The sequence below is a fragment of the Halobacillus halophilus DSM 2266 genome (genome assembly GCF_000284515.1).
GTDB lineage: Bacteria > Bacillota > Bacilli > Bacillales > Halobacillaceae > Halobacillus > Halobacillus halophilus.
Window position 1 is genome coordinate 484584 of record NC_017668.1, and the last position, 24465, is coordinate 509048.

At 40.9% G+C, this 24465-nt stretch carries 26 protein-coding genes; 18 read left to right on the plus strand and 8 right to left on the minus strand.

What is annotated here, in order from left to right:
- The first annotated feature begins 78 nt into the window (after window positions 1–78).
- Window positions 79–813, plus strand: coding sequence for a TspO/MBR family protein (locus HBHAL_RS02485; protein WP_014641748.1), 735 nt, complete (start codon window positions 79–81; stop codon window positions 811–813).
- Window positions 814–882: 69 nt separating this feature from the next.
- Here HBHAL_RS02485 and HBHAL_RS02490 read toward each other — a convergent pair whose 3' ends face one another.
- Window positions 883–1596, minus strand: a complete 714-nt coding sequence (locus HBHAL_RS02490; RefSeq protein ID WP_014641749.1) for a GntR family transcriptional regulator — start codon at window positions 1594–1596, stop codon at window positions 883–885.
- Window positions 1597–1743: 147 nt separating this feature from the next.
- Between HBHAL_RS02490 and HBHAL_RS02495 the strand changes: the two genes are divergently transcribed.
- Together HBHAL_RS02495 and HBHAL_RS02500 are read left to right on the plus strand one after the other, a co-directional pair.
- Window positions 1744–3093, plus strand: coding sequence for a 6-phospho-alpha-glucosidase (locus tag HBHAL_RS02495; protein WP_014641750.1), 1350 nt, complete (start codon window positions 1744–1746; stop codon window positions 3091–3093).
- A gap of 87 nt (window positions 3094–3180) precedes the next feature.
- Window positions 3181–4737, plus strand: coding sequence for a PTS transporter subunit EIIC (locus HBHAL_RS02500; RefSeq protein ID WP_014641751.1), 1557 nt, complete (start codon window positions 3181–3183; stop codon window positions 4735–4737).
- 179 nt (window positions 4738–4916) lie between these two features.
- Here the strand turns inward: HBHAL_RS02500 and HBHAL_RS02505 are convergent, their stop codons facing one another.
- Window positions 4917–5162, minus strand: coding sequence for a hypothetical protein (locus tag HBHAL_RS02505; protein ID WP_014641752.1), 246 nt, complete (start codon window positions 5160–5162; stop codon window positions 4917–4919).
- Between the two features lie 166 nt (window positions 5163–5328).
- On the opposite strand from HBHAL_RS02505, the gene HBHAL_RS02510 reads away from it, so the two are divergent.
- Both HBHAL_RS02510 and HBHAL_RS02515 read left to right on the plus strand, forming a co-directional pair.
- On the plus strand, window positions 5329–6183 hold the full coding sequence (locus HBHAL_RS02510; protein WP_014641753.1) for a DUF2268 domain-containing protein: 855 nt from the start codon (window positions 5329–5331) through the stop codon (window positions 6181–6183).
- Between the two features lie 73 nt (window positions 6184–6256).
- Window positions 6257–6523, plus strand: coding sequence for a stage VI sporulation protein F (locus HBHAL_RS02515; RefSeq protein WP_051005583.1), 267 nt, complete (start codon window positions 6257–6259; stop codon window positions 6521–6523).
- Between the two features lie 65 nt (window positions 6524–6588).
- On the opposite strand, the gene HBHAL_RS02520 is transcribed toward HBHAL_RS02515, so the two are convergent.
- The 3 genes from HBHAL_RS02520 to HBHAL_RS02530 form a co-directional block, all read right to left on the minus strand.
- Entirely contained in the window at window positions 6589–7287 is a 699-nt protein-coding gene (locus HBHAL_RS02520; RefSeq protein ID WP_014641755.1) for a methyltransferase domain-containing protein, read from the minus strand.
- Between the two features lie 277 nt (window positions 7288–7564).
- The gene (locus HBHAL_RS02525; protein ID WP_014641756.1) at window positions 7565–7999 is read right to left on the minus strand and encodes a YndM family protein; all 435 of its coding nucleotides are present in this window, start codon (window positions 7997–7999) and stop codon (window positions 7565–7567) included.
- 182 nt (window positions 8000–8181) lie between these two features.
- Complete coding sequence (locus HBHAL_RS02530; RefSeq protein WP_014641757.1) at window positions 8182–8880, minus strand: DUF421 domain-containing protein; 699 nt, start codon at window positions 8878–8880, stop codon at window positions 8182–8184.
- A gap of 491 nt (window positions 8881–9371) precedes the next feature.
- On the opposite strand from HBHAL_RS02530, the gene HBHAL_RS02535 reads away from it, so the two are divergent.
- The 7 genes from HBHAL_RS02535 (at window position 9372) to HBHAL_RS21910 (ending at window position 16037) form a co-directional block, all read left to right on the plus strand.
- Complete coding sequence (locus tag HBHAL_RS02535) at window positions 9372–10634, plus strand: ammonium transporter (RefSeq protein WP_014641758.1); 1263 nt, start codon at window positions 9372–9374, stop codon at window positions 10632–10634.
- Window positions 10635–10658: 24 nt separating this feature from the next.
- Window positions 10659–11627, plus strand: coding sequence for a DUF294 nucleotidyltransferase-like domain-containing protein (locus HBHAL_RS02540; protein ID WP_014641759.1), 969 nt, complete (start codon window positions 10659–10661; stop codon window positions 11625–11627).
- An 8-nt stretch (window positions 11628–11635) separates the two neighbouring features.
- Window positions 11636–12346, plus strand: coding sequence for an exonuclease domain-containing protein (locus tag HBHAL_RS02545; RefSeq protein ID WP_223254252.1), 711 nt, complete (start codon window positions 11636–11638; stop codon window positions 12344–12346).
- A gap of 110 nt (window positions 12347–12456) precedes the next feature.
- Window positions 12457–12708 carry a GlsB/YeaQ/YmgE family stress response membrane protein gene (locus tag HBHAL_RS02550; RefSeq protein ID WP_014641761.1) on the plus strand — a complete coding sequence of 84 codons (252 nt, stop codon included), beginning with the start codon at window positions 12457–12459 and terminating at the stop codon, window positions 12706–12708.
- 229 nt (window positions 12709–12937) lie between these two features.
- Complete coding sequence (locus tag HBHAL_RS02555) at window positions 12938–14413, plus strand: protein adenylyltransferase SelO (RefSeq protein WP_014641762.1); 1476 nt, start codon at window positions 12938–12940, stop codon at window positions 14411–14413.
- Window positions 14414–14705: 292 nt separating this feature from the next.
- On the plus strand, window positions 14706–15845 hold the full coding sequence (tnpB, locus tag HBHAL_RS02560) for an IS200/IS605 family element RNA-guided endonuclease TnpB (protein WP_014641763.1): 1140 nt from the start codon (window positions 14706–14708) through the stop codon (window positions 15843–15845).
- 60 nt (window positions 15846–15905) lie between these two features.
- Window positions 15906–16037, plus strand: a complete 132-nt coding sequence (locus tag HBHAL_RS21910) for a hypothetical protein (RefSeq protein WP_262983421.1) — start codon at window positions 15906–15908, stop codon at window positions 16035–16037.
- A 67-nt stretch (window positions 16038–16104) separates the two neighbouring features.
- On the opposite strand, the gene HBHAL_RS02565 is transcribed toward HBHAL_RS21910, so the two are convergent.
- The 3 genes from HBHAL_RS02565 to HBHAL_RS02575 all read right to left on the minus strand — a co-directional run bounded on the left by HBHAL_RS02565 (window position 16105) and on the right by HBHAL_RS02575 (window position 17416).
- On the minus strand, window positions 16105–16533 hold the full coding sequence (locus HBHAL_RS02565; protein ID WP_014641764.1) for a spore coat protein: 429 nt from the start codon (window positions 16531–16533) through the stop codon (window positions 16105–16107).
- 27 nt (window positions 16534–16560) lie between these two features.
- A complete protein-coding gene (locus tag HBHAL_RS02570) occupies window positions 16561–17040 on the minus strand; it encodes a spore coat protein (RefSeq protein ID WP_014641765.1) in 480 nt (159 codons plus the stop codon).
- A gap of 160 nt (window positions 17041–17200) precedes the next feature.
- Entirely contained in the window at window positions 17201–17416 is a 216-nt protein-coding gene (locus tag HBHAL_RS02575) for a hypothetical protein (RefSeq protein ID WP_014641766.1), read from the minus strand.
- Window positions 17417–17680: 264 nt separating this feature from the next.
- Between HBHAL_RS02575 and HBHAL_RS02580 the strand changes: the two genes are divergently transcribed.
- From HBHAL_RS02580 to HBHAL_RS02605, 6 genes are all read left to right on the plus strand, one after another.
- A complete protein-coding gene (locus HBHAL_RS02580) occupies window positions 17681–18898 on the plus strand; it encodes an SGNH/GDSL hydrolase family protein (protein ID WP_014641767.1) in 1218 nt (405 codons plus the stop codon).
- Between the two features lie 511 nt (window positions 18899–19409).
- Window positions 19410–19781: a VOC family protein gene (locus HBHAL_RS02585; protein ID WP_014641769.1), complete on the plus strand. Its 372-nt coding sequence runs from the start codon at window positions 19410–19412 to the stop codon at window positions 19779–19781.
- 230 nt (window positions 19782–20011) lie between these two features.
- Entirely contained in the window at window positions 20012–20743 is a 732-nt protein-coding gene (locus HBHAL_RS02590; RefSeq protein WP_014641771.1) for a ZIP family metal transporter, read from the plus strand.
- 122 nt (window positions 20744–20865) lie between these two features.
- Window positions 20866–21480 carry a PH domain-containing protein gene (locus HBHAL_RS02595; protein WP_041601167.1) on the plus strand — a complete coding sequence of 205 codons (615 nt, stop codon included), beginning with the start codon at window positions 20866–20868 and terminating at the stop codon, window positions 21478–21480.
- A 301-nt stretch (window positions 21481–21781) separates the two neighbouring features.
- The gene (locus HBHAL_RS02600) at window positions 21782–23002 is read left to right on the plus strand and encodes a hemolysin family protein (RefSeq protein ID WP_041601168.1); all 1221 of its coding nucleotides are present in this window, start codon (window positions 21782–21784) and stop codon (window positions 23000–23002) included.
- Between the two features lie 212 nt (window positions 23003–23214).
- Entirely contained in the window at window positions 23215–24303 is a 1089-nt protein-coding gene (locus HBHAL_RS02605) for an FAD-dependent oxidoreductase (protein WP_014641774.1), read from the plus strand.
- Window positions 24304–24465 lie beyond the last annotated feature (162 nt).

Genomic DNA, 24465 nt, shown 5'->3' on the forward strand with positions numbered 1-24465 from the left:
TTCCTGAAGAAAAACGTTTTATTCAAGGGGGAGAAGGAATAATATGTATCATAGCTGTTATTGAAAAGGAGTGTTCCTATGGGCAAATTTATTTTAAATCTACTCGCTTATTTACTTGTTGTGGTCGTTAATGGACTCGCCAATACGCTGCCGCTTAATGGTCAGACAACAGGAGAAATTTCCAACAGGCTGAACGTCCTGTTTACTCCAGCTGGATATGTGTTCAGTATATGGGGGTTAATCTACATCCTGCTTGGCATCTGGGTTCTCCGCCAGTTTCCAGCCAGCAGACGAGATCTGCCTATTTATCAAGCGGTAAGTGGACTCTTCGTGTTAAGCTGCATTCTGAACAGTCTTTGGATTTTTATGTGGCATTACAACTTCTTTGGACTATCGGTCATTGTCATGCTCCTTTTACTTCTTACTCTTATTCGTCTTTATATAAAAGCGGAAGCAGTCGATGCTTCGTTTCTGGACCGGCTGCCATTTTCCGTATATCTTGGGTGGATCAGCGTAGCCACGATTGCTAACATCAGCTACTATCTCACTTATATTGAGTGGAGCGGATTTGGGATCTCTGCTTCTGTCTGGACGTTCATTCTTCTCATTATAGCGACTCTGCTTGCTTTCTATATTTTAATAACGAAAAATGACTGGGTGTATCCGCTCGTGTTTGTTTGGGCGTTCGTCGGAATAGGGGTTCAAAATCAGGATGCAGATGTGCCGCTTGTGGTGTACTCCTCTTATATTTTTGCCGCTCTCATTCTGGTGGTTACAGTCTTTTTTGCTTTGAAGCAAAGAAAACAGGAATAAATTCAACAGAAAAAGGTGCTTCTCACAAAATTGGAGAAGCACCTTTTTTTCATGTTCTGTCTGACCTGATTATTGGAGTCGCTTAGCCCGGAGAGTGAATTTATATTCGTCACTCTTAAAATAGTTTTCGCTGTATTCGAATACCGTACCATCTATAAAAATACTATAGGATTGCATTTTTAAAATCGGGGTGGAGTCATCTACAGTTAAAGCTTCCGCAATATCCGGAGTTGGTAAAACCGGGATCACTTCCTGAAAGCTTTCCTTGATCTTTTTCCCTACTTCTTTCTCAATATAGTCATATTTTGATCCAGTCATAATGCTATACGATAGATTTGGAAACATCGTTACCGGAAGATAGGTTTCTTCCAATACATAGGGAATTTCATCCACGAGTCGCTGCCTGCGTACGAAAAAGACTTTTTCCCCGTCGGAAAGCCGGAGCATTCTTTTTATATAATCAGTAGGATCAATCAATTGGAAGTCAAGAATGCGGTTGACCGGTTGTTTATCAAGCTTTCTCATTTCTTCTGTAAAACTGATTAATTCAAATATATTATGTTCAATCTTTTGCTCTTTTACATAGGTGCCGCTTCCCTGAATTCTTTCCAATAATCCTTCTTCCACAAGTACTTTAACAGCCTGCCGTACGGTGACGCGTGAGGCCTGATATTGTTCAGAAAGATGGAGTTCCGTTGGTATAGCCTCTCCTTCTTTCCAAATCCCTTCGGAAATATCTTCTTTTATTTGTTGTGCAATTCTCCGGTATAAAGGAGCTGCCATACGAATTCCTCCTGTTCATCTATATCCATATTATAACCAAATATCATAAAAATTTCGATACAAATGTTGACGCTTTCACAAATATGTATTATATTCATATTAACAATTATTTAATACAAATATAATACCTATTAGGAGGCGTACCCTATGAAAAAGCAAAACCTTGTAGTTGTGGGCGGCGGTAGTACCTACACCATTGGTATGATCATGAGTTTAGTGGCGGAAAAAGAACAGTTTCCGTTAAAGTCGATCACATTCTATGACACAAACGCTGAGCGCCAGGAAAAAATTGCAAAAGCTTCAGAAATCATTTTGCGTGAGAAATATCCAGAACTTGAGTCGTTCAACTATACGACGAATAAGAAGGAAGCATTAACAGACGCTGACTTTGTTTTTGTTCAAATTCGTACCGGCGGGCTTGCGATGCGTGAGCAGGATGAACAGATTCCACTTCGATACGGGGCTGTAGGGCAGGAAACATGCGGCCCTGGCGGCATGGCTTACGGGCTTCGTTCTATTGGAGATATGATTGATCTCGTCAATGATATTCGCCATTACTCCCCGGAAGCCTGGATTTTAAATTACACGAATCCAGCTGCCATTGTTGCGGAAGCTCTCCGCCGTGAATTTCCTGAAGATAAGAAGCTGCTGAATATTTGTGATATGCCGGCGGCAATTATGGTGAGTTATGCCGGAATACTAGGTAAGGACGTGTTTGATCTTGTCCCTGAATACTTTGGTCTTAATCACTTTGGCTGGTTTACTAGAATCTTAGATAAAGACGGCAAGGATCATACAGACACGATTAAGCGTGCTATTACAGAGGATGGATTTATTCCGGAGGATGCTGAGATCGCTAATGATCCTTCCTGGATTAAAACGTTTAAACAAGTCGAGCAGATGGTGACGGATTTTCCAGAGTATTTACCTAACACGTATTTGCAGTATTATTTATATCCTTCACAGATGGTGGATAAAGAAGAGCCGGATAATACCCGTGCCCGTCAGGTGATTAACGGTCGCGAGAAGCGGGTTCATACCCTGGCTGATCAAATTATTGCGGACGATACTACTGAAAATGTGGAGCTTGAAGTAGATATCCATGGCCGTTACATGATTCGGGTTGCGGCGTCTATGGCTTATAATAACGGTGACATTTTTATAGTGATGGTTGAGAACAACGGAACGATTGCCAATCTGCCTGATGATGTCATGGTGGAGGTTCCTTCAGTCATTACCAATCGCGGTCCTAAACCTTTCGCTGTAGGTCATATTTCTACCTTTTACAAAGGGTTAATTGAGGGACAGTTGGCTTATGAGAAACTTGTGGTGGATGCTTATTATGAAAATAGCTACGAAAAAGCCCTACAGGCTTTGACCTTGAACCGAACGGTTATTGACGCTCCAAGGGCAAGAAAGATTCTTGACGATATGATCGAAGCAAACAAAGACTACTGGCCTGCATTGTACGCCAGTAAAAAAGCTCAGACGGTTTAATCAAATTTATAGACCCGGACCGTGTATTCGGGTCTATTCTTTCCCTTGATAAGAAAGCGTTTGCTCAAAAGGAGGATAAGCTAAATCATGAAAAAACATTTTGGAGCTTTACAGAAGTTTGGAAAGTCGTTAATGGTGCCAGTCGCCCTCTTGCCTGCTGCAGGTATATTACTTGGAATTGGCGCCGCCCTTACCGGTCCACTGTCAGAAACACTGACCTTTTTACAAAATGATGCGATTCAGTTCATCGGTCAAGGTATGTCCGACATCGGAATCAGCATATTTAATAACTTAGCTATTATATTTGCCCTTGGTGTTGCGATCGGTCTAACAAATGGATCCGGAATTGCTGCACTGGCTGCACTATTAGGGTACGTCATTATGAATAAAACCATTTCTTTTGCGCTCAGCATCACACCTGAGATGGTACAGGAAAGCGGAGAATATGGTTCTGCCCTCGGCATTCCCACCCTGGAAACAGGAGTGCTCGGAGGGATTGTTGTCGGTTTACTCGCTGTGTTCATTTATAATAAATTTCACGAGTTTGATCCACCGGAAGTACTGGGCTTCTTTGCCGGGGATCGTTCGGTCGGGATTGCCATGGTTTTCTCTTCCATATTCCTTGCTATGGCTATGATGGTCGTGTGGCCACCGATTCAAGGCGGCATTAATGCTGTAGCTAATGTGATCGCTAATGGAGCAACGAATCCTCTTTATATTGGTCTATACGGTTTCCTTGAAAGGGTTCTAATACCAACTGGTCTTCACCATATTTGGTACGCGCCGTTTTTATGGACTCCACTAGGTGGTACAGCTGAAGTTGCAGGAAGTGCAGTATCCGGGGACCAATACATCTTTTTAGCACAAGTGGCTGAAGGAGTAGAAGTAACGGCTGGACGTTTCATGGCTGGTAAGTTCCCTGTCATTATGTTTGGTCTTGTCGGAGCGGCTCTTGCTATGTATCGGCAGGCTGATAAGAAAAACCGTCCCGTAGTTAAAGGAATGCTTGTAGCGGCTGCTGGTACCGCCTTTATTACCGGAATTACGGAACCTATTGAGTTTACATTCTTGTTCGTAGCACCTCTTCTATTCGTGTTTCACGCCGTATTGGCTGGTATATCTTTTGCAGCTATGTATATGTTGGATGCCAACATTGGCTGGGCAGGAGGATCTGGCCTCATCGATTATGTACTGGTCAATGCGATTCCAGGTACAAATAATTGGTGGATGAATATCGTAGTTGGGGCCATCTTCTTCGTTGTTTATTATTTCTCATTCTCCTTTGCCATTAAAAAATGGGATTTGGCTACTCCAGGCCGCGGAGGTCAAGAGAACAAGCTTTACACACGTAAGGATTTCAATGAAAAGAAAAAAGGTGGAAAATCCGAGCAGACTCGAGAAACGGCCGCATCAATTATGACGGCGTTAGGAGGAGAATCCAACTTAAAACACGTGGATGCCTGCTTTACCAGATTAAGAGTCGAAGTAAATGAAGTCAGCAAGATCGATGAAGAGGAGTTAAAAGCTCTTGGAGCCGCCGGCTTAGTTAAAGTAGATCAGAATATTCAAGCGATCTTCGGAGGCCGTTCCGATCTTTATAAAAATGAGATTAATCGTATTAGGGATGGATCAAGTGTATCCTGATGAAGGTTGATAAATCTTCTTACTATTAAAGATTTGAATCTAATTTAGGATTTTGGTGAATTTTTAAACTCCATTATTATCAAGGTGAGAAGTGCTAATACCAAGATAACTAAAATAGAAGAATGAATCTTATAAACTTAAAAATAAGAGCCACTCTAGATAGAGCGGCTCTTATTTTTTTACCAGAAGAAAGCTGAAGCCAGGGCGACCCCAGTAATAGCTCCGATTGCAAATGGAATACCGAATCCGTACCCTCCGTAAAAGAAAAAACCATATCCACGTGGACCCGGGAATGGGCGCAGCCACACCTGGTTGCGAGTCACTCGGGTAATTCTACCGTAATGAACACGACCATCACGACCGGTTAGACGGACATCTCTACCATGATAACGGCAGCAGAGACCATAAATGTTGGATTGAGACAAGTAAACACTTCCTTTCTTTCCTGCATAGAGGACTATGATTATAGAATATGTTTGCAGACGAGTTTTGCGTAGACGAATGTAGATATTCTGCTTAGTTTAAATGAAAAATGTTTTTTGCCCTAAAGTCATAGAATGTAGGAGAACATCATTAGAAAGGGTGTATGGATTGGGAATTGTAGACACTTCACGTGCGTTGGGAGCTTTTAATGAAAAATGTAAAAGAAAGGCTCCGTTTCAATCTCCCTATATCGTCCAAAGAGAAACGATTTGTCAGCCTGCTCAACATCCCTTCGACGGACTGCAAGAAGAAGAAATTCAATATCTTTTGTTAACCTATGGTTTATTCAAGCCGGATGCTTGGAGAAGAGCGGGGAAATTGGTGAAGAAATGGAAAGAGGAAGGTCTGTACGAAAAGTTGGAAAAAGAATACCAGTATTTAAAAAAAGTGTGGAATGGTCCGGAGGTTCCTGTGTATCTTTATCCCTTCCAGGAGGGTGGTTCTTTCCTGAGGGAAAGCAAAGAAAATAAAGGGGGAGTAGCGTTCAAGGAAGGTTTATACCTTTTTTATGGAGCCCCAGTAAAAGAAGAGGATTGGAAAGCAGTTCTGGCTCACGAATATAACCACGTCTGCCGCTTAACAGAAAAGAATGTGGATATGGAGCGCGTAACACTACTCGAGACCCTGGTGATTGAAGGATTGGGAGAATACGCTGTTAAAGAGGTCTATGGCAAAGATTATATATCACCGTGGACGAATCAATACACTGACAAGCAGCTAAGCAAATTATGGATAGACAAATTCATGGGCAATCTTTCAAACCGAGAGCGTGAAAGTCAAATGGATTTTCTTTACGGAAACAAAAAGAGAGGCCTTCCCAGGTGGGCTGGGTATCAGATTGGTTATAAAATTATCGAGTCGTACCACAAAGCCCATCCAGACCAAAATCTGCCACGGATGATGAAGCGTGAGGCTGATGATTTGGTTAAAGGATCTTCTTTCCCGTTGGCCGAGAGTGAATGAATTCATGTAAACAGGGACAACTGCTGATACGTTCTTCGTGTCATTTTCATAGAATATTTAAGAGTTCTAGGAAATGACGAAGGAGGTTTACTTGTTGTTCGATAAATTTGAGAAAAAGACCGGCGTTAAAATGGATGAAGTTTTTAAATTAGCGAGGTCGCTGCAGGGTGCGAATTTCAAAGATGAGAAAACAGTCCGAAATGTAGTAAATAAAGTGTCCGCATTGGCAAACCGCCGAGTTTCCAAACAGAAGGAAGATATGATTGTGAAGGCGATTCTGGATGGAAAAGTACCGAAAGATCTGTCATCGATAGAGAAAATGATGAAAAAGAAGAAATAATATAGAGGAAAAGAGACTCTTCGATGGTGAACATGGTTGAAGAGTCTCTTTTTCATATACATACATTACTTTTCGCAGAGGAAGATACGGTAACTTAACGACTCTTTATGAGCTCTAAAAAAAGAGTGGTGGTCATCCCAAAGGTCGTACAGATCTTCACTGATATTTGGGGAAGGGCGGAGGTCTGTAACTTGGGTTTCGTCTAATGATTCAATGTCGGGTACACGGGAAACGGTCGTAAATCCAGCTCCCTTCAGTTTGTGTATCCATTCCTCTTCTGTTAAAACCTCTTCAATCCCATACAAATTTTTTATGGCGGAGAGTTGCTGTTTAGATAATTGTTTGGCTGCGGTCATTTCGTTACATAAGAATGTTCCTTTCTCTTTTAAAACCCTGTGAATTTCCTTGAGCGTTTCATGAGCGGCTCCAGTAAATGAAAGGACGGATTCGGTAAGTACCACATCAAACGTGAGGTCCGCAAATTCGAGATCTTCTGCGTTTCCGTACCGAACGTTTGCTTTTGAAAGTAGTCGTTCGGATGCTTTTTTTACCATAACGGGATGATTGTCTATAGCGGTAACTTTACAACTGAAGTGATCGGAAAGATATTCGGCAGTTTGGCCGGTTCCGCAGCCGATGTCTAATACGGATGATGAGTGAGGCAGATGTAAGGATGACAACACTTCTTTGGTTAAAGGAAAACCGCCTGGGTGGGCGCCTCCGACTCCGAATTCCGCTAGTAAATCAAGATAACGATTGCCCATAATAACTTTTCTTCCTTCCGCTTTGAGTTGTTAACAGTGTATGAATAAGAGCGGAACGAGTGAGCATCGTGTATTATGATTAACAAAAAAGCAGTCTCTACAGCAGCTATAGTGGACTGTGCAATTCCCCGGATAAACTTAACTGCTTTTCGGGTCCGGCTCCGCAAAGATTTATACTGATTGCTGATTTACGCGGCGAAAAACAAAATAATAAAGAATAGAAAAATCCCCGGCTCTGCTTATTTGCGAGTCAGGGGTTTTTTATAATAAATAATCATTATTTATCCTCATCCTCATAAGGGTAAAGCTCTTCAGAAGCTTCCGTACTTAATTGAGGGGCGGGGCTCATCTTCTCTGTACCTGCTTTCTCACCATCCAAGTTACGCGCAACAGACTGGTGGAAGAAGTATTCAAAAATAGTGAGTGATATAGTCGAAATTAGTGTAGCTGAAAACACATTATTTCCAACAGTGAGTGCATCTGTCATCAAGTAAACCACCAGAAATGTGAATACAAAGTCTGAAATCGTAGCTGTGGTATTACTGGATCGGGACAGGATTAATAAGTCGCCTACAGCGTAAGAAACTCCGGTTAAAACCAACGAGATTAAGAACACATTCCCAAAGGATACGTCAAATCCGCCTCCTAAAATAATCAGAAGGATGGGGAAAGTGAACAAAAACTTCATAGCGATTAATTTCAAGTGTTCCATGAATCATCACCTCCTGCGTCTGTAGCTTCCTTCAAAACCATTCGCTCTATACTTTATTTACAGTTAATTTACAAATGTATCGAAGGATACAGTGTTAGGCAGCTGTGAAGATGAATGTAGCCTTATTCAATTTTTGCAAATGAGAAAAAAACGAACCTGACATAGGTGCTTGCTTGAATTATTTAGTGAATCGTATCGTTCCTCTTATCAATATATAAGCTACCATCTTTTTGAACTTCTGCGTAAAAGACATCGGAAATGGACGGTACACCGGCTGATTTAAGCTGGTGGTGGAGCCACTTTTGATCCAGATTTAAGCTTTGCATATTAGCATCATTTATTTTTCCATCCGAAACGACAGTTGTAGGAATGGGGTAAACTGCAGGGCTGTTTGAAACGACATTCCCGTCTTTTTTGGTAAACGGCTGTTCTCCCGTTTTTTTCATAACAGACAGGGTTCCATCGGTTTCGAAAATAGCGTAACTTACTTCACTTAAAGAAAATGCATTTTTCTTTCGAAGTAATACGTTCAGGGAATCCAGGTCAAGTCGCGCTTTGCGTAGTTCATCCTCAAGCACTTTCCCCTGTTTCACAACGATGAGGGGCTGGCCGTCAATGAAAGAGCGGACATCCTTTGATTTAATATCCAAGTACCCTAAAAAAACAGTAAAGACAGCCCAGCTTACTAATGCAATCAATCCATTCCGGACGCTCAAGGAAGCATCAATGGCAAGTGACCCTCCAATGGTACCTATGGAAATAGCGGAAACGAAATTAAAAAACGTGAGTTGAGAGATTTCTTTTCTTCCCATTATTCTTGTTAAAACTAAAAGAACAGTAAAAGCGAGTGCCAGTCTTAATAGTAATTCAATAACATCCATGATGTAGATCCTTTCTGTTGCTTTTCTTTTTGTGGTATTTCTAAACGCTTCCAGGACTGATTTACGGATGCAATAGCTGTTGTTAACTTTCTCTCTAGATATTTCCAAACAAACTATGGGTTATACGAAGACGTACTTAAAGCAAAAAGCTAAACCGCCAAGTTTCGCCCTGGTGGTTTGGCTGTAATTGAGAGAATCAGGATTTAGCGGTTATAGATTTATGGCCCTGGCTTAATGGTAAGGAGTAACAGCCGCTCACTTATCGTGGGGAGATCATCTAATCAGATGAGGAAAAACAGTTTTAGGTGTAAAAAAAAGAACAAAGTAAAGTTTTTTGGCAGGTTGCGAAGATGGAAACGCTTTATAAATAGGAAGATACATATTTATGTGAACTTTCTTAACATAAGAGTTGTTTTAATATTTAGAATTTGGTAGAGTATAATATAACATCAGATGTTAGAAAATATCACATAGAAGGGGATGGCTATTATATGGATGCAACTTTTTTAATGAACAACTTATGGATTGTCGTTTGTACGGTTCTGGTTTTGTTGATGCAGGGTGGATTTATTTTACTTGAAGCAGGCTCCACACGAATGAAGAACGCGGGTCATATTGCGGGGAAAACAGTGTTTACTATAGGAATTGTATCCCTGGTGTTCTGGGCAGTAGGATATGGCTTAATTTACGGAGAAGGAAATGCATTTATTGGATTTTCTAATTTCTTTTATGGTGATGCGACTACAATGGGAGAGGGACTTGCGGGTTCCGTTGACTTTATGTTCCAGCTTGCGTTTGCAGCTATTGCCATGACGATCGCATTTGGTGGTTTTGCGGAACGTGCGAAGCTAGTGGCTTATGTGATATTTGCTATTTTATTTTCTATTGTTATTTATCCTGTCATCGCCCACTGGATCTGGGGTGGAGGCTGGTTGGCCGGCCATGGCAAACAGGATTTTGCTGGGTCGACCGTCGTACACTTAACTGGTGCAGCGGCTGCCCTTGCTGCTACGATGATTTTGAAACCACGTATTGGTAAATATAATAAAGATGGATCTTCTAACGAAATTGCCGGACATAACCAGGTATTTACAGCGTTAGGTGTACTTATTTTATGGGTAGGCTGGTTCGGATTTAATGCAGGTAGTACGTTTGGTGTAGCCGATGCTTTCTTTGGTTATGTAGCGTTGAATACACAGCTTGCTGCAGCTGCAGGGGCAATCGGTGCCATGCTGATGGTTTGGGCTGTAACCGGTAAAGCGGATGTACCTACCACGCTAAATGGTGCGCTTGCGGGTCTAGTTGCCATTACTGCCTCTTGTGCATTCGTTGAACCATGGGCTGCTGTCATCATCGGGCTTGTCGGCGGAGCCTTTGTATTCTTCAGTATGAGATTCTTTGATAAGAAGAGAATTGATGACCCGATCTTTGCTTTATCTGTCCACGGGACGGTTGGGATATGGGGAACACTTTCGAACGGATTGTTCGCCACACCGGAGCTTGCTACAGTAGGCCGTCCAGGTTTATTTTATGGTGGTGGTTTTGAACAGCTTGGTGTTCAGATTTTAGGTGTTGTCAGCAGTGGATTGTATGCTTTTGTTGTTTCGTACATCATCCTGAAAGTTATGGATAAAGCCATGGGAGGTCTTCGAGTAACAGAAGAAGAAGAGATTATGGGTCTTGATTTGAGTGAGCATGGAGGCTATGGCTATCCAGAAAACTTTAATTCTCCGGAAAAGAATCCAGGAGCGTAGACATATACAAAGGGATGGATCGTTATGTTTGAAACTTATGAGGAAATCAGGCAATGGCGGGAAGAGACCATAGGGTCTGTTGTTGACGATCATCGCCAATTAAATGCTTTTCATGACCAGTTAATGTATCAGACGTTACGAATTGCCAAAGAAACGATCGAAAGTGAGCAGGGTCCGCCTCCTGCTCCTTTTGCGTTTTTTCTAATGGGTAGTGCGGGACGGTCTGAGCAGTCGGTCTGGAGTGATCAGGATCATGGTATTATTTTTGATGGCGCATCTCAATGCCAGGAGTATTTTTTAAACCTCGGCGCTGAAATCAGCCATGGTTTAGCTATCGCGGGTTATGAAAAATGTGAAGGAAACGTGATGGCTTCGAATCCTTTGTGGTGTCGATCAATTGAGTCGTACAAAAAACAGATTCATGATTGGCTTAATGAAGACAGTTGGCAGTCGTTGCGAAATTTTTCGATATTTTTTGATTCGCGAGTGTTAGATGGAAATGATGAATTTTTATTAAAAGTGAAGCGCGAATCTTTTTCAATCTTAGAAGATCGTCCGCGCCTGTATTCCCGGTTGGTCGAAAACTTTGAGTTTATCAAAAAAGGGGTGGGTGTGTTTGGGCAGCTGCTTCCGGAACAGCGGCAGGGAATGAAAGGGGAGATCCATTTGAAGGAAACAGCTTATTTCCCCTATGTGAATGCCTTGAGAATCCTCTCCTTGAAAAAAGGAGTGTCCGCTGCTCCTACATTGGATCGGTTTGAAATTCTGTCTTATTCCTACCCATTCATCGAAGCTTATGAGAACGACTTTCGGGAGCTGCTCACGTTTCGTCTGCGTTATAAAAAGGAAGCGGAAAGCTATGAAAAAATTCACTTACTTCCGCTGGATCGATTGTCGAAACGGGATAAGCAGCAACTCAAACATTTGATTAGACGGGGGCAGCAGCTGTTTGCTAAATCCAAATCAATTCTTAAAGAAGAGAGTTCCTTATGAATCCTTTTATGCAATTTGTAAAGGATGTTTCAGGTCGCCTGGGGAGCGGCTTTTCATCCTTAAATCGAAATGACCCTTCTAAAGAAGCTTATATAAGAAACTTGGAGCGGCAGTTAAAAAACAAAGATGACCTGGATGTTCCGTTTGATGAATTAAATGTTGTGGTGTTTGATTTGGAAACGACCGGGTTTTATCCTTACAAAGGTGATGAAATTTTATCCATAGGCGCTGTAAAAGTAGAAGGGACTAACATTATTGAAGAAGAAACATTTTACTCCCTCGTTTATAGCGAATCAGGTCCTTCGAAAGAAATAGAAGATCTAACTGGGATCACCAGCGATATGCTGATAGAAGCGGAACCTCTTCGAGAGGTACTTCATGACTTCTATTCTTTTATTAGAAGTGATGTACTCGTGGCCCATCACGCGAATCACGAGAAGCAGTTTATGAATCATGCCACGTGGCTCGCTTTGAGAAAAAATTTTCAGCACCGCATTGTAGATACCACTTTTTTAACCCGGATTGCTCACCAGGAAAAAAAACTGGTCAGTCTGGATGATTGTTGCAAACATTATGGCATTGCTATTGACCAGCGTCATCATGCTTTGGATGATGCAATGGCGACAGCGAAGCTATGGGTGGAAAGTATTCAGGACATCAAGCAAATGGGTTACACAAATTTGGGAGACGTTTACACGCATCTCGCGACTTTAGAGTAAGATCCTTAAGGAAGCTTTGGCTGAGGCCAGAGCTTTTTTAAATGAGTTAAGTTTGAGGGGAGATGATACAGGAAACAGTCACATAGAGTGAGTAAAGGAGGATAATCAATATGGGAATTATATTATATTTAATTGTCGGAGGTTTAATCGGCTGGCTTGCAGGAGCCATTATCGGACGTGACATGCCGCTTGGAATTATAGGTAACATTATTGCTGGAATTGTAGGGGCATGGATCGGCGGCGAATTACTAGGATCGATCGGACCGAGTTTAGCAGGAATAGCAATCATTCCTGCCTTAATAGGGGCCATAATCTTTGTGTTTATTGTCAGCTTAGTTATGAAAAACACACGAAAGAAATAATATATCAAACAACTCAAGGCCGAAAAAGTCTTGAGTTGTTTTTATACAGAAGAATATTGTATAAAATAAAATAAGGTTTCATTTTCAAAAGTAAAGAGGCCTGCCGAGCAGGTATAATAAATTTCAAGAATCAAACATTAAATAGATACGGTTTGTTGGGATCAGGTATAGAGACCTGGACGTTGATCGAATATTTATAAATACGTATATCAAAAAAGGAGATGCGTTGATGACACAGCGAAAAGAAAAAGTAGAAACTGGATGGAACTTCGACCATAGCTATGCGCGTCTGCCAGAGCTTTTTTTTCAGAGTTCTGACCCGGAACCTGCGCATGCCCATCGTTTAATAATTGCTAATGATAGACTTGCTGACTATTTGGGGTTAAACACGGAGTGGCTTCATAGTGAGGAAGGTAAAGAGGTGCTAGCTGGTAATATAGTACCCGATAGTGCGTTTCCTTTAGCTCAGGCCTATGCGGGTCATCAGTTCGGGCATTTCACCATGCTCGGCGACGGAAGGGCTTTACTGCTAGGCGAGCAGATTACTCCTCAGGATGAACGGGTAGATATTCAACTTAAAGGATCAGGCCGCACCCCATATTCTCGTGGAGGAGATGGACGGGCACCACTTGGGCCGATGCTTCGCGAATATATAATTAGTGAGGCTATGCATGCGCTTGGTGTTCCTACGAATCGCAGTCTGGCTGTCGTTGCAACGGGTGAGTCCGTGATTCGGGAAACGGAACAACCGGGAGCGGTCCTTACTCGAGTAGCCAGCAGTCATCTGAGGGTTGGAACCTTCCAATTTGCAGCAAGATGGGGAACGTTGGAGGATTTGCGAGCTTTGGCTGATTACACGGTGCACAGACATTTTCCAACTATTGAATCGGATGAAAATCGCTATCTTTCTCTGCTGCAACAAGTAATTGAACGCCAGGCGAAGCTGATTGCTAAGTGGCAGCTGATCGGTTTTATTCATGGAGTCATGAACACAGACAATATGGCGATTAGTGGAGAAACTATTGATTACGGTCCTTGTGCCTTTATGAACACCTATGATCCGGCAACCGTGTTCAGTTCTATCGATATCCAAGGAAGATATGCTTATGGCAATCAACCGGACATTGCGGGCTGGAATCTCGTGCGATTTGCTGAAACCCTGATCCCCTTGATCCATGAGAATCAGGATGAAGCGATAAAAATAGCTGAACGCGAACTTTCACATTTCACCAGTCTTTACGAGGCAAACTGGCTGGATGGCATGAGAAGAAAACTTGGTATTTTTAATCAAGAAACAGAAGACAAGGAACTTGCAGAAGACTTGCTTCGTATGATGAAGGAATATAAAGCAGACTTCACCAATACGTTCCGGGCGCTTACATTTGACCGATTGGAAGATATGTCTATATTTGAAGCTCCTGAATTTAAAAAGTGGCTGGAACAATGGCGAAATAGATTGGACAGGCAGGAAGAATCAAAAGACACTTCCTACCAGTTGATGAAGAATAATAATCCTGCTGTCATTCCCCGGAACCACCGGGTAGAAGAAGCGATTGAAGCTGCAGTGAAAGAAGAAGACTTTAGCGTGCTGGAGCAGCTCCTTGGGGTTCTTTCCAACCCTTATGCGCATTCCTGTGAACAGGAAGCCTATACGGCGCCTCCGGAGCCAACTTCCCAGCCTTATCGTACGTTTTGCGGAACCTGAAGGCTCTTAAATGTAAAAAGATCCTTCTCCATATTAGGAGGAGGATCTTTTTGTGGCTAACGCTTGACAATAGTATGAGGGAAGGGGTAATAGTTCTTTTATACCTGATTAAATAAAGTTTATAAAAACTTGAATTTTTTTATCATTCATCGGCAGAAGACTCCCTCTTCAAGCGCCGTGTCGAAGACCGGTGACAAGGGGGAGATGAATGCCGTCTCCGAAAGGCGAATGTCTTTGAATATTCTCCCTTCCGTGATATCCTAAAGCAAGAACGTATGTTCCTGATTGGGAGGTGGAAAGGTTGAAGCATAAAGCGTATAACTTTCGTATCTATCCAAATAAAACCCAAGAATCGCTCATCGCTAAGACAATCGGATGCGCTCGTTTTGTCTTCAATCATTTCCTCTCGGAATGGAGCAGTGCCTACAGGGAAACCGGAAAAGGTTTGAGTTACTCTACTTGTTCCAAACAACTACCCAAGCTTAAAAGAGAATTCCTTTGGTTAAAGGAAGTGGATAGCACGGCCATCCAAACTTCGGTCAAACATCTTTCTGACGCTTATAAACGGTTTTTCAAAAAGCAAAACCAAGCTCCACGGTACAAATCAAAGAAGAACAGAGTCCAGTCCTACACCACAAAATGCACAAACGGAAATATTGCCATCCAGGATCACAAAATCAAGCTGCCTAAGCTGGGGCTTGTGAGATTTGCCAAGAGCCGTGAAGTGAAAGGTCGCATCTTGAGTGCGACGGTTCGCCGCAATCCGACCGGAAAATATTCTGTATCCATTCTTGTTAAAACAGATATTCAGGAACTTCCTAAATCCAACACTTATGTTGGCATTGATCTCGGATTGAAAGACTTCGCTGCTCTCTCGAATGGCACCACCTATCAAAACCCACGATACCTACGTAAGACCGAAAAGAAACTAGCAAAAGCTCAACGTATCCTTTCCCGAAGGGAAAAGGGATCTTCGAATTGGCATAAGCAACGCATTAAAGTAGCTAGACTTCACGAGAAGATAGCGAACTCCCGCAAAGATTATCTGCATAAGATTTCTACCGAAATCATCAAAAACCACGATGTGATCGGTGTAGAAAATCTCCAAATTTCCAGTATGCTCAAAAACCGAAAACGATCCAAATCGATTAGTGATGTGAGCTGGTCGATGTTCACGTCTATGCTCGAATACAAAGCAAAGTGGTACGGGAAGCAGTTGGTAACCGTATCGAAAGTTTTTGCGAGTTCACAGCTGTGTTCCAAGTGCGGATACCAAAACAGTGAGGTAAAGAATCTCGCTGTTCGAACGTGGGATTGCCCAGATTGCGGCTGCCACCACGACCGCGACCTAAATGCGAGCTTCAATATATTGAAGGAGATTCAAAGAATCCTTTACAACCGTCGGTGCGACGGGGCTAGCCTAATCATTTGAATGAACCGTTAGGTTCGTGCTCTTAGGAATCCCCCAACTTCAAGGAGTGTCAGCGAGTAAGTGGGGGGTAGTTCAAAAACTGAAACTGCCTGCCAAAATGGCAGACAGCAAGCCTTGCGTATGGTACCTCTGACTATGAAAGTGACTACGGATTATTCCGTAGTTCAGGCAAGTCAGGATATTGGGAAATAGAATACTTTTTAAGTTTTCTTTTACATTAAACGCTGGTTTCTTGTCCTCTTTTAATTCTGACAGCCTATTATAATATGTCCAGTTTAGCCACGATGGCAACAAGAACTTGAAGAAGAGCCTGTATATTCACTGCTAAATCAGTATCAGTTGTTACTACCTTTACATTTTTGGAATGTTCAATAATGGTTTTCTGTCTGTTGCTTTGTTTTGTTTTAATAAATTGTTTGATATCTTGTGCTACGGCCTTCCCTTGATCAGAGTCGCCAATAGTGATACTAATTACGGCGGCAATAGCAGCCTGGATTCCCAATTGCAGAGAAACAGACGCTTGAGTATCAGTAGTTTTTACGTGTACTTCTTCGGAGTCTTTTACAATAATCCATTCATAGGATTTTTGTTCATTTTTAACAATTTGGTCGGCGTCCTGCATCTCATCGGCTCCATCGTCTTTAGCACCACAATAATGGTCTAGTGCTCTCCATTTCTTTTCTTCCATGTTTTTTCACCTCTTTTAAATATTTAATTAAAATACATCTAACTCAGCGACTAAGGTTACAAGTACTTGAAGCAAAGCTTGAATATTTACCGTCAAATCAGTATCTGTGGTAGTTATATCTACATCTTTTGAGTTATCAACGAAGATTTTTTGGTAGTTTGTTTGTTCAGAGTCGAACTTCTGAACGATTTCTTGAGCGATTGCCTTGCCTTTATCAGAATCACCAATAGTGATACTGATTACTAGAGCAATAGCTAATTGAAGCCCGGCTTGAAGAGAAATAGCTGCTTGGGTATCAGTGGTGTGGACACTCACATTGCAAGAGTTTCTAATCCAAATTAGTTCGTCAGATTCCTGATCATTTAACGAAACTTGAGTACCATCTTCAAGCACAATTGCCGCATCATGATCACTTCTGCAATCTTTCTCATTTTTTCCATGATAGTAGTTTCCGGGGTGGTGATCTCCGTGATAATAGTTATGGTCATAACTATATTTCTTGTTCATTATTTAACACTCCCTTTCTTGGTATAATATATAGTATTATTTCTATGAAGAAATGGAGTGTGCTTTATGGCTGATTAAAGCAACCATTTTTAATTGATTTAGAATATTTCATAGAAAAAGCTGCCATTATGGCAGCTATCTTGGGATATTTTATAAACTATTATTGTATATCCTTTTTGTTAGAGTCTATCAATGTGTCCACCTGACTGCTGAGATCATCCACCATGTCTTTAATACGCTTCTTTTGTTCGTCTGACAGTTTTTCCTTTATTTTATTCTCATTAACGCCATTCTTTTTGAAAATATCACTAATTAATAGGTCTAGAACCGAATTGGGAATTGGTTTTGAATGTTTTTTTGAAGAGTCTTCACTCATAGTAAATAGCCCTCCTAATAAGAGTTTTATGTTAATAGCATATGCTCTAACTTTTATAGGGACACCATGCTATTAGCCTTTTTATAAAAATAGGAACAATGCCTGCTTTGTGAATAACTCAGATATTCTTTTTTCATCTAAGGTCTCTTGGGATAAAAGCTTTCCAATCTTATGCTGAAATTCGCAGTCTTGTGTGATTAAAGAGCGCAAGTGTTAAAATGGACAGTCTAGAAAAAATCAATGCAACTAGAAGGGCGAGTATATATGGGGCGTCGGATTTATGTCTTTTTCACGATTATCATTATTATTCTCTGCATTTATGGAGCAAGAGGATGGATATTCTCAAGTGAACAGGGAGACTGGGTGGGGGCATGGAGTACAAGTATGATAGCTCCTTATACAGAAGGAATTTCCCAAGAGGGATTTGAGAATCAAACTGTTCGCTCGATTATTCAGCCCCATATTGATGGAAAGAAAATGCGCATACGGTTGTCGAATGAATTTGGTTCTTCGCCTTTCACCATTGAGGAGGTACACGTAGCTGCTTCCAAGAATGAAGCAGAAACGATTCCGGGAACAGACCGGAAAGTCACATTTGGCGGGGAAGAAAAGATAAGTATTCCTCCTGGTGAAAAAATAGTGAGTGATCCCGTTCGGCTGAAGGTGAATCACATGGAGGAATTAGCGGTCAGCTTTTATGTTCGTGAACCTACCGGCCCTGCTACGTGGCACCCTCTCTCCATCCAGGAGACGTATATTTCAGCATCCGGCAATCATGTTTCTGATTCTAGTGCATCCGCATTTGAGAGAAACGAAGAAGCCTGGTTCTGGCTGGACGGAGTTGATGTTATCGCAGAACCTCTAGTAAAAGGATCTATCGTAGTAATAGGCAGTTCCATTGCAAATGGGAATTATTCTACAGTCAACGCTGACCATCGTTGGCCTGACTATTTAGCGCAACGAATGAATCGGGAAACGTCGGGGAGTAACATGTCCGTATTAAACGCCGGCGTTTCGGGTAATCATTTGATCAATAGCGGAGTAGAAAGAGGAGAAAATGCGTTAGCAAGATTAGAGCGCGACGTGTTTAACGAAACAGCGGTTACGTCAATAATTTTTCATCAGGGACTAAATGATATTAGACATCACCCTGAATATGGAGCGGAAAAAATAATCCAACGAATAAAAGAAATTATTCAGGCCTCTCACGATGAAGGACTTAAAATTTATGGCGGTACGTTAACTCCTTTTAAAGGTTCAAGTATGTACACGAAAGAAGGAGAAGAGACCAGGCAGGCGGTTAATGAGTGGATCAGGACCAGTAAAGCGTTTGATGGTATCATTGACTTTGACAAAGCAGTGCGAGATCCCGATCATCCTAAGCGGTATCTTCCTGAATATGATTCTGGGGACCATTTGCACCCTAACGATTTAGGCTATAAGAAAATGGCCGAATCCATAGATCTCTCCATGTTTAAATAAATGACTTATCCAGGACAGTCAGTTTTCTCTACAATTCGGGAAAATATTAAGTTAATTTCCCGGGGAATATTAATTTCAACATAATCCGAGTGAATTCTGTGTACGACTTCCTTGGAAGTCCATTTAGGCTTTTCACATAATATTAGAAGAAGTTCAATCCTCTATAAGGTCTAACCATAAGGCGTGACAGATACGAGTGAAGCTTCCTATTAGTTGTAGAGGATGAAGAGAAAATTGCCAGAGTCTTAGAGCTCGAGCATGAGTACGAAGGGTATAAAATAGTGAAAGCCTAAGATGGTTTAGAGAGCTTGCAGCAAATTCGTGAACATATAAGATTGATAGGCAGACTGGAGAAGTTATTGAATCAGAAAAAGATCAGGATGACGATTAATTTTACTTAAGGCTGCAGTAGAGGCAGTCTTTTTCTTTTTTCTATATATAGCGTATTATAATAGGAAAGATAGCCTTATTTAAATTTTCGTTATTGTATAAGGAAAGGAGAATAGATCATATGTATAAAGGTATTCATCACGTTTCTCTGTTGGTTACAGATATTGAACGAGCCAAACATTTTTACGGTAAGGTGTTAGGATTTGAAGAGAGCAGCAAGCGGCCAGAATTTGGATTTCCCGGCGCCTGGTATCAGGTAGGAGAAACTCAGATTCATTTAATTGTACATAATGAGGGCAAAACTTTACGTGGAACAACAGAAATTGATTCAAGGGACGGTCATTTTGCTGTGAGGGTAAAGGACATAGAAGCTTTCCTTGAAAGAATGGAAACCTATGGCGTAGAGATATTAAATAAACCTCACAATAAAACCGACTGGCACCAAGTATATATTTGTGATCCTGACGGAAATGTTATTGAATTTAACAAGTAGCAGGCAGAGTATAAGCCACCATTGATTTAACGGCGTGCGCCTAATGGATCAGTGCACATTTGGTTATAAAAAAACAAGAATACGTGTTAAAAAGAGAGATTCCGTGAATTCGGGAATCTCTCTTTTAGGTTCATCTCTCTTCTTCTCCTGCATAACCAGGTTATGCCTGTACATATAGTGAATAAGAACATGAAAGTCTCACTCTTCCATCAAAGCCAAGGAGGCTGGCTATGGATTCAAATGTTATGGTAATGATGGCTTCGGCTTTGGTTACAGGACTGGGAGCTATCCCTGTGTTATTTATTCGCAACATTTCCCACAGAAGAATGGACGCAATATTAGCTTATACGGCAGGGGTAATGATGGCGGCTTCAACTTATGGTTTAATACCTGCTTCCTTAAAACTAACGAACTTATATATTCTTGCGTTTGGTGTGCTCGCTGGAGCACTGCTATTAAATATGCTTGAATATTTTATTCCCCATACAGACATGGATCATCAGAGGGTTGATATTACGCTTTCTTCTCAATCATGGATGCTGATTATGGCAATGACCTTACACAATATTCCAGAAGGGCTATCTGTAGGGGCGAGTCTAGCCAGCGAAATAGAGAGCCTTGGTCTGGTAGTTGCTCTGTCCATGGCTCTTCAAAACGCACCGGAAGGGTTCCTGGTGGCCATATTTTTAGTTAATCAACGAGTTTCAAAACCTACAGCCATTACGTTTGCGATGGCCACAGGAATTATGGAATGTCTGGCAGGATTTGCAGGCCTGTATCTCGTTCAAATTGCATTATTCCTTGTCCCTTATGGACTGGCATTTGCAGCAGGAGCCATGTTGTTCATTGTTTATAAAGAACTTATTCCGGAAAGTCATGGACATGGATATGAGCGACTGGCAACATTTTCATTCCTGCTCGGTTTACTAAGTATGATTGGATTAGTCGAGTGGTTCAGATAGTCAGGAAATTAGGAGACTGAAAAATGTTATAAGTCTTTCCGTAAGTGGAAGGAAAGTTAAGCTCTTTGTCGAAGTAAAGCAGATGAAGAGTTTAGGTTTTATCAATGAAAGGGGAGATTCTTTTGTTTAAGAAACTGGCCAGTGACGCTTTAGGATTAAGTGATATTGGTAAAATTATTAATAAAGAAGATTTTGATAAAACACAGTCGGATGACTTTGTACTGACAGAGGATGAGGAGAAGATATTTTTCCTCATTAAATCAAAATCCGACGAATACTGCTTTACTAACAGAGCACTGATCCATTTGGATGGAGAAAAGGCGTCGAGCAGTAAACGTAATATTTTACGGTATGATTACTACAAACATCATATCAGTAACCCCTCGATCGAAACGGCCGGTACGATCGATTTGGATTTAGAAATTAAATTCACCATGGGAAATAAAGTATTCAGTATTGATATTGCTAAGGATGAGGGAGAAGCGATTGCTGATTTGTATAAATCACTTGTAGCGATTTCTCATATTCAGGAGGAAAATCGCCTATATTCGGATTTTGCCAGAGATAGCCTTGGCACAGCAAGCTCGTTGATTAAGGATAACCGTTTCCACGATCATGATATCTCGAAGGAATTCGAACAGGCAGCTAATTTTGCTTATGGCTGGTATGAACAGAAGCATCGCGAAAATACACAGAAGGATTTCAAAGAGGTATTTGAAAAGTATATCCATAATTAAACGTAAAGGAGAGCCTTTCTAAAGGTTCTCCTTTTTTGTTAGCAAGTTTATAGGGACTAAAGCACCTGCTTGTTTCTTTATGAAATCTCAAACTCGCTTGAAACAAGAAATATTGTTAAACTTATTAATGGTATTTTTCGCTGCAAAGCATAATTGAGGTTTTGCCAGCGCATTTATTCCCCACTTCCGATCTTTACTCATGAACGGTTTTAAGGGAGAACTATTTACTATTAAAGAATTTACTCAGAAGACGTAGTCCATTTAAGGTTTTAATATGTCCATTTTAGGAGGAAACTGTACCTTGATTATTGCGATTATTTTTTTATTATTTGTCTCACTCTTCTTTTCGGGGAGCGAAACAGCTTTAACAGCTGCCAATAAAATGAAGTTACAATCAAGAGCAAATAATAATGACAAGAAAGCAGAAAATCTGCTCCAGCTAATCTCAAGACCGAGTGAGTTCATTACCACTATTTTAATCGGGAATAACATTGCGAACATTTTATTGCCCACTCTTGTGACCACCCTTGCGATTCAATATGGGTTCAGTGTAGGGTTAGCTTCAGCTATTCTGACGGTGACGATTATCATTTTCTCCGAAGTCATTCCGAAATCTATAGCAGCTGCATTTCCTGATCGTATTTCTCTATTGGTATCACCTGTGATTCGTTTTTTTGTATTTGTATTTAAACCAATTACCATTGTACTTAATAAACTGACAGGTGTTATCACTAAGGCCCTTGATAAAGGTCAACCTAATGAAGTTTCCATTTCTAAGGAAGAGTTGAGAACTATGGTAGATATTGCAGACTCTGAAGGAACCTTTAACGAAGAAGAATCTCTTCGTATCAAAGGTGTATTGGATTTCTATAATCTGAATGTAAAGGACGTCCTGAAGACCCCGAGGGTAGATATGATTGCTCTTCCCGCAGATGCTTCTTTTGAAGAAGTAAGAGATATCGTAATTCAGAACCCTTACACACGATATCCTGTGTATAGAAAAGACATGGATGACATCATAGCTGTTTTCCACTCGAAGTATTTGACCTCCTGGTCCATGGATCCTGAAAAACCATTAGAGACTTTTACTTACAAGGAACCATTAATCATTTACGAGTTCCAGAAAATTGAGTGGGTATTTAAAAAGATGACGAGAGAACAAAAACACATGGCTATTGTTCTCGATGAATATGGCGGCACCGAAGGGATTTTATCACACGAAGATGTTATTGAAGCTATGATTGGGCTGGAAATTGAAGATGAGATGGACACTCAAACGGATACGATTATTGAGAAAGTTTCAGAAAATGAGGTTATCTGTGATGGGAAAATAACTCTGCGCCGATTAAATTCGATCTTTGATACGGAGATACCTGAGGAAGAAGATGTACTGGCAGGATACTTATTAGAGGAGTTTAACGTGTTTCCGGAAGAAGGAGATGTATTGGAGAGAAACGGCATTTCATTTAAAATACTTGAGATTCAAGGCAGAAAGATCAAAAAAGTCCAGGTGGTTAAATAACTTTGTGAAGCAGGGAGTTCAGAAGACACTAATCCATGATAACCTTAGCCTCTTGCAATGACAGTCCCTACATTTAATAATGAGCGATCTTATAAGGTCGCTTCATTTATGTGTGTAACCAATATTCTTTCGGTCTTTCATGGAAACTCCCGCATAAGATGACTCTTTTTATTCATACTAAGATAATCAAGAATTTCTGGAGGAGTCAGCATATGAACATAGCAATTATGGGATCCGGTCTAGCAGGACTTTCGTGTGCATTAACCCTTGAAAAATATGGCTATCAAGCGGATATTTTTGAAAGACGGGAAGAAGTAGGGGATCGATTTGTCATAGCGGAAGCCATGTTTTCCATGTTTCACACTCCTTATGATGACGCGATTAAATTTCTATCGGAGACACATGATATTCACTTAAAGCCTTCCAGCAATCTGCAAAAAGTATATTTTTATTCAAAAAATGAGTCTTCCTTTATCAATGGCCATCTTGGATTCACCAATATGAGAGGGAAACACCCTGATTCTTATGAAAAGCAAATGGAAAGTCAGCTGAAAGGAAAAATTAAATATAACCAGAATGTTACTTATGAGGAACTCTCAAAAGAATACACGCATATCGTTTTAGCTACAGGGGATCCACTGGATACAAAAAAAATACAGGCCTATGATGTTGCCTTTAAAGCAAGTTTTAAAGGAGCAGTCATCAGGGGCGATTTTAATAGGACAGAGGCTCATGTGTTTTTTAATCACGATTATGCTCCTAAAGGAATGGCCTATTTACTGCCCCATTCTGATTGTGAAGCTTCGCTTGTACTGGTTTATCCACAATATCCTGAGAATGAGCATTTAGATAAGGACCAGTTATGGAAGATGTGTTGGGAAGATTGTTGTAAACGATTGGATCAAGAATTTGCAATTATCAATGAGTATTCCATAAAGGATTATCGCATTGGAAAGACAGAAACCGATCGAATTGGAAATACATTTTTTATTGGAAATTGCTGGGGATCTATTACGCCTGTATTTGGCTTTGGCCAATTTGAATCGATGCTGACAGGAATCTATGCAGCGCATGATATTGCAGGTGTTGGTGATTACACTAAACTTGTTAAGCCGCTTTCTCAGAGTTATCATGATTCTCTTACCTTACGCAGAACCATGGAGAAATTCAACAATGATCATTTGGATCTAATTACAAAGTCAATTAACATTCAGTTAATTGAGAGTATGATTACAAATAAAGATTTAAATTTAATGAAGATCTTGAGCCGCATCATTCATCCGTTTAGTCGAAAAGCATAGAAAAACTCTTAACCATTCCCCTCGTTTTATTAACTAAGAGCGTAGGTCTATTCCAGTTCTTCTGGAACAAAGGACTGATGCTTGTGTACTAGCTTGAACGGATTGAATAAATGATCATTCGCCTGAAGCAAAGTTGAATGTGATAAGCTATGAATAATAGAG

Coding starts and splice junctions, on each gene's coding strand:
- HBHAL_RS02490 (WP_014641749.1), bottom strand. CDS start 1,596: ATGGCAGCTCCTTTATACCGGAGAATTGCACAACAAATAAAAGAAGAT.
- HBHAL_RS02565 (WP_014641764.1), bottom strand. CDS start 16,533: ATGGAAGAAAAGAAATGGAGAGCACTAGACCATTATTGTGGTGCTAAA.
- HBHAL_RS02575 (WP_014641766.1), bottom strand. CDS start 17,416: ATGAGTGAAGACTCTTCAAAAAAACATTCAAAACCAATTCCCAATTCG.
- HBHAL_RS02495 (WP_014641750.1), top strand. CDS start 1,744: ATGAAAAAGCAAAACCTTGTAGTTGTGGGCGGCGGTAGTACCTACACC.
- HBHAL_RS02580 (WP_014641767.1), top strand. CDS start 17,681: ATGGGGCGTCGGATTTATGTCTTTTTCACGATTATCATTATTATTCTC.
- HBHAL_RS02555 (WP_014641762.1), top strand. CDS start 12,938: ATGACACAGCGAAAAGAAAAAGTAGAAACTGGATGGAACTTCGACCAT.
- HBHAL_RS02545 (WP_223254252.1), top strand. CDS start 11,636: ATGCAATTTGTAAAGGATGTTTCAGGTCGCCTGGGGAGCGGCTTTTCA.
- HBHAL_RS02520 (WP_014641755.1), bottom strand. CDS start 7,287: ATGGGCAATCGTTATCTTGATTTACTAGCGGAATTCGGAGTCGGAGGC.
- HBHAL_RS02485 (WP_014641748.1), top strand. CDS start 79: ATGGGCAAATTTATTTTAAATCTACTCGCTTATTTACTTGTTGTGGTC.
- HBHAL_RS02500 (WP_014641751.1), top strand. CDS start 3,181: ATGAAAAAACATTTTGGAGCTTTACAGAAGTTTGGAAAGTCGTTAATG.
- HBHAL_RS02530 (WP_014641757.1), bottom strand. CDS start 8,880: ATGGATGTTATTGAATTACTATTAAGACTGGCACTCGCTTTTACTGTT.
- HBHAL_RS02570 (WP_014641765.1), bottom strand. CDS start 17,040: ATGAACAAGAAATATAGTTATGACCATAACTATTATCACGGAGATCAC.
- HBHAL_RS02585 (WP_014641769.1), top strand. CDS start 19,410: ATGTATAAAGGTATTCATCACGTTTCTCTGTTGGTTACAGATATTGAA.
- HBHAL_RS02590 (WP_014641771.1), top strand. CDS start 20,012: ATGGATTCAAATGTTATGGTAATGATGGCTTCGGCTTTGGTTACAGGA.
- HBHAL_RS02515 (WP_051005583.1), top strand. CDS start 6,257: ATGACGAAGGAGGTTTACTTGTTGTTCGATAAATTTGAGAAAAAGACC.
- HBHAL_RS02605 (WP_014641774.1), top strand. CDS start 23,215: ATGAACATAGCAATTATGGGATCCGGTCTAGCAGGACTTTCGTGTGCA.
- HBHAL_RS02540 (WP_014641759.1), top strand. CDS start 10,659: ATGTTTGAAACTTATGAGGAAATCAGGCAATGGCGGGAAGAGACCATA.
- HBHAL_RS02535 (WP_014641758.1), top strand. CDS start 9,372: ATGGATGCAACTTTTTTAATGAACAACTTATGGATTGTCGTTTGTACG.
- HBHAL_RS02525 (WP_014641756.1), bottom strand. CDS start 7,999: ATGGAACACTTGAAATTAATCGCTATGAAGTTTTTGTTCACTTTCCCC.
- HBHAL_RS02550 (WP_014641761.1), top strand. CDS start 12,457: ATGGGAATTATATTATATTTAATTGTCGGAGGTTTAATCGGCTGGCTT.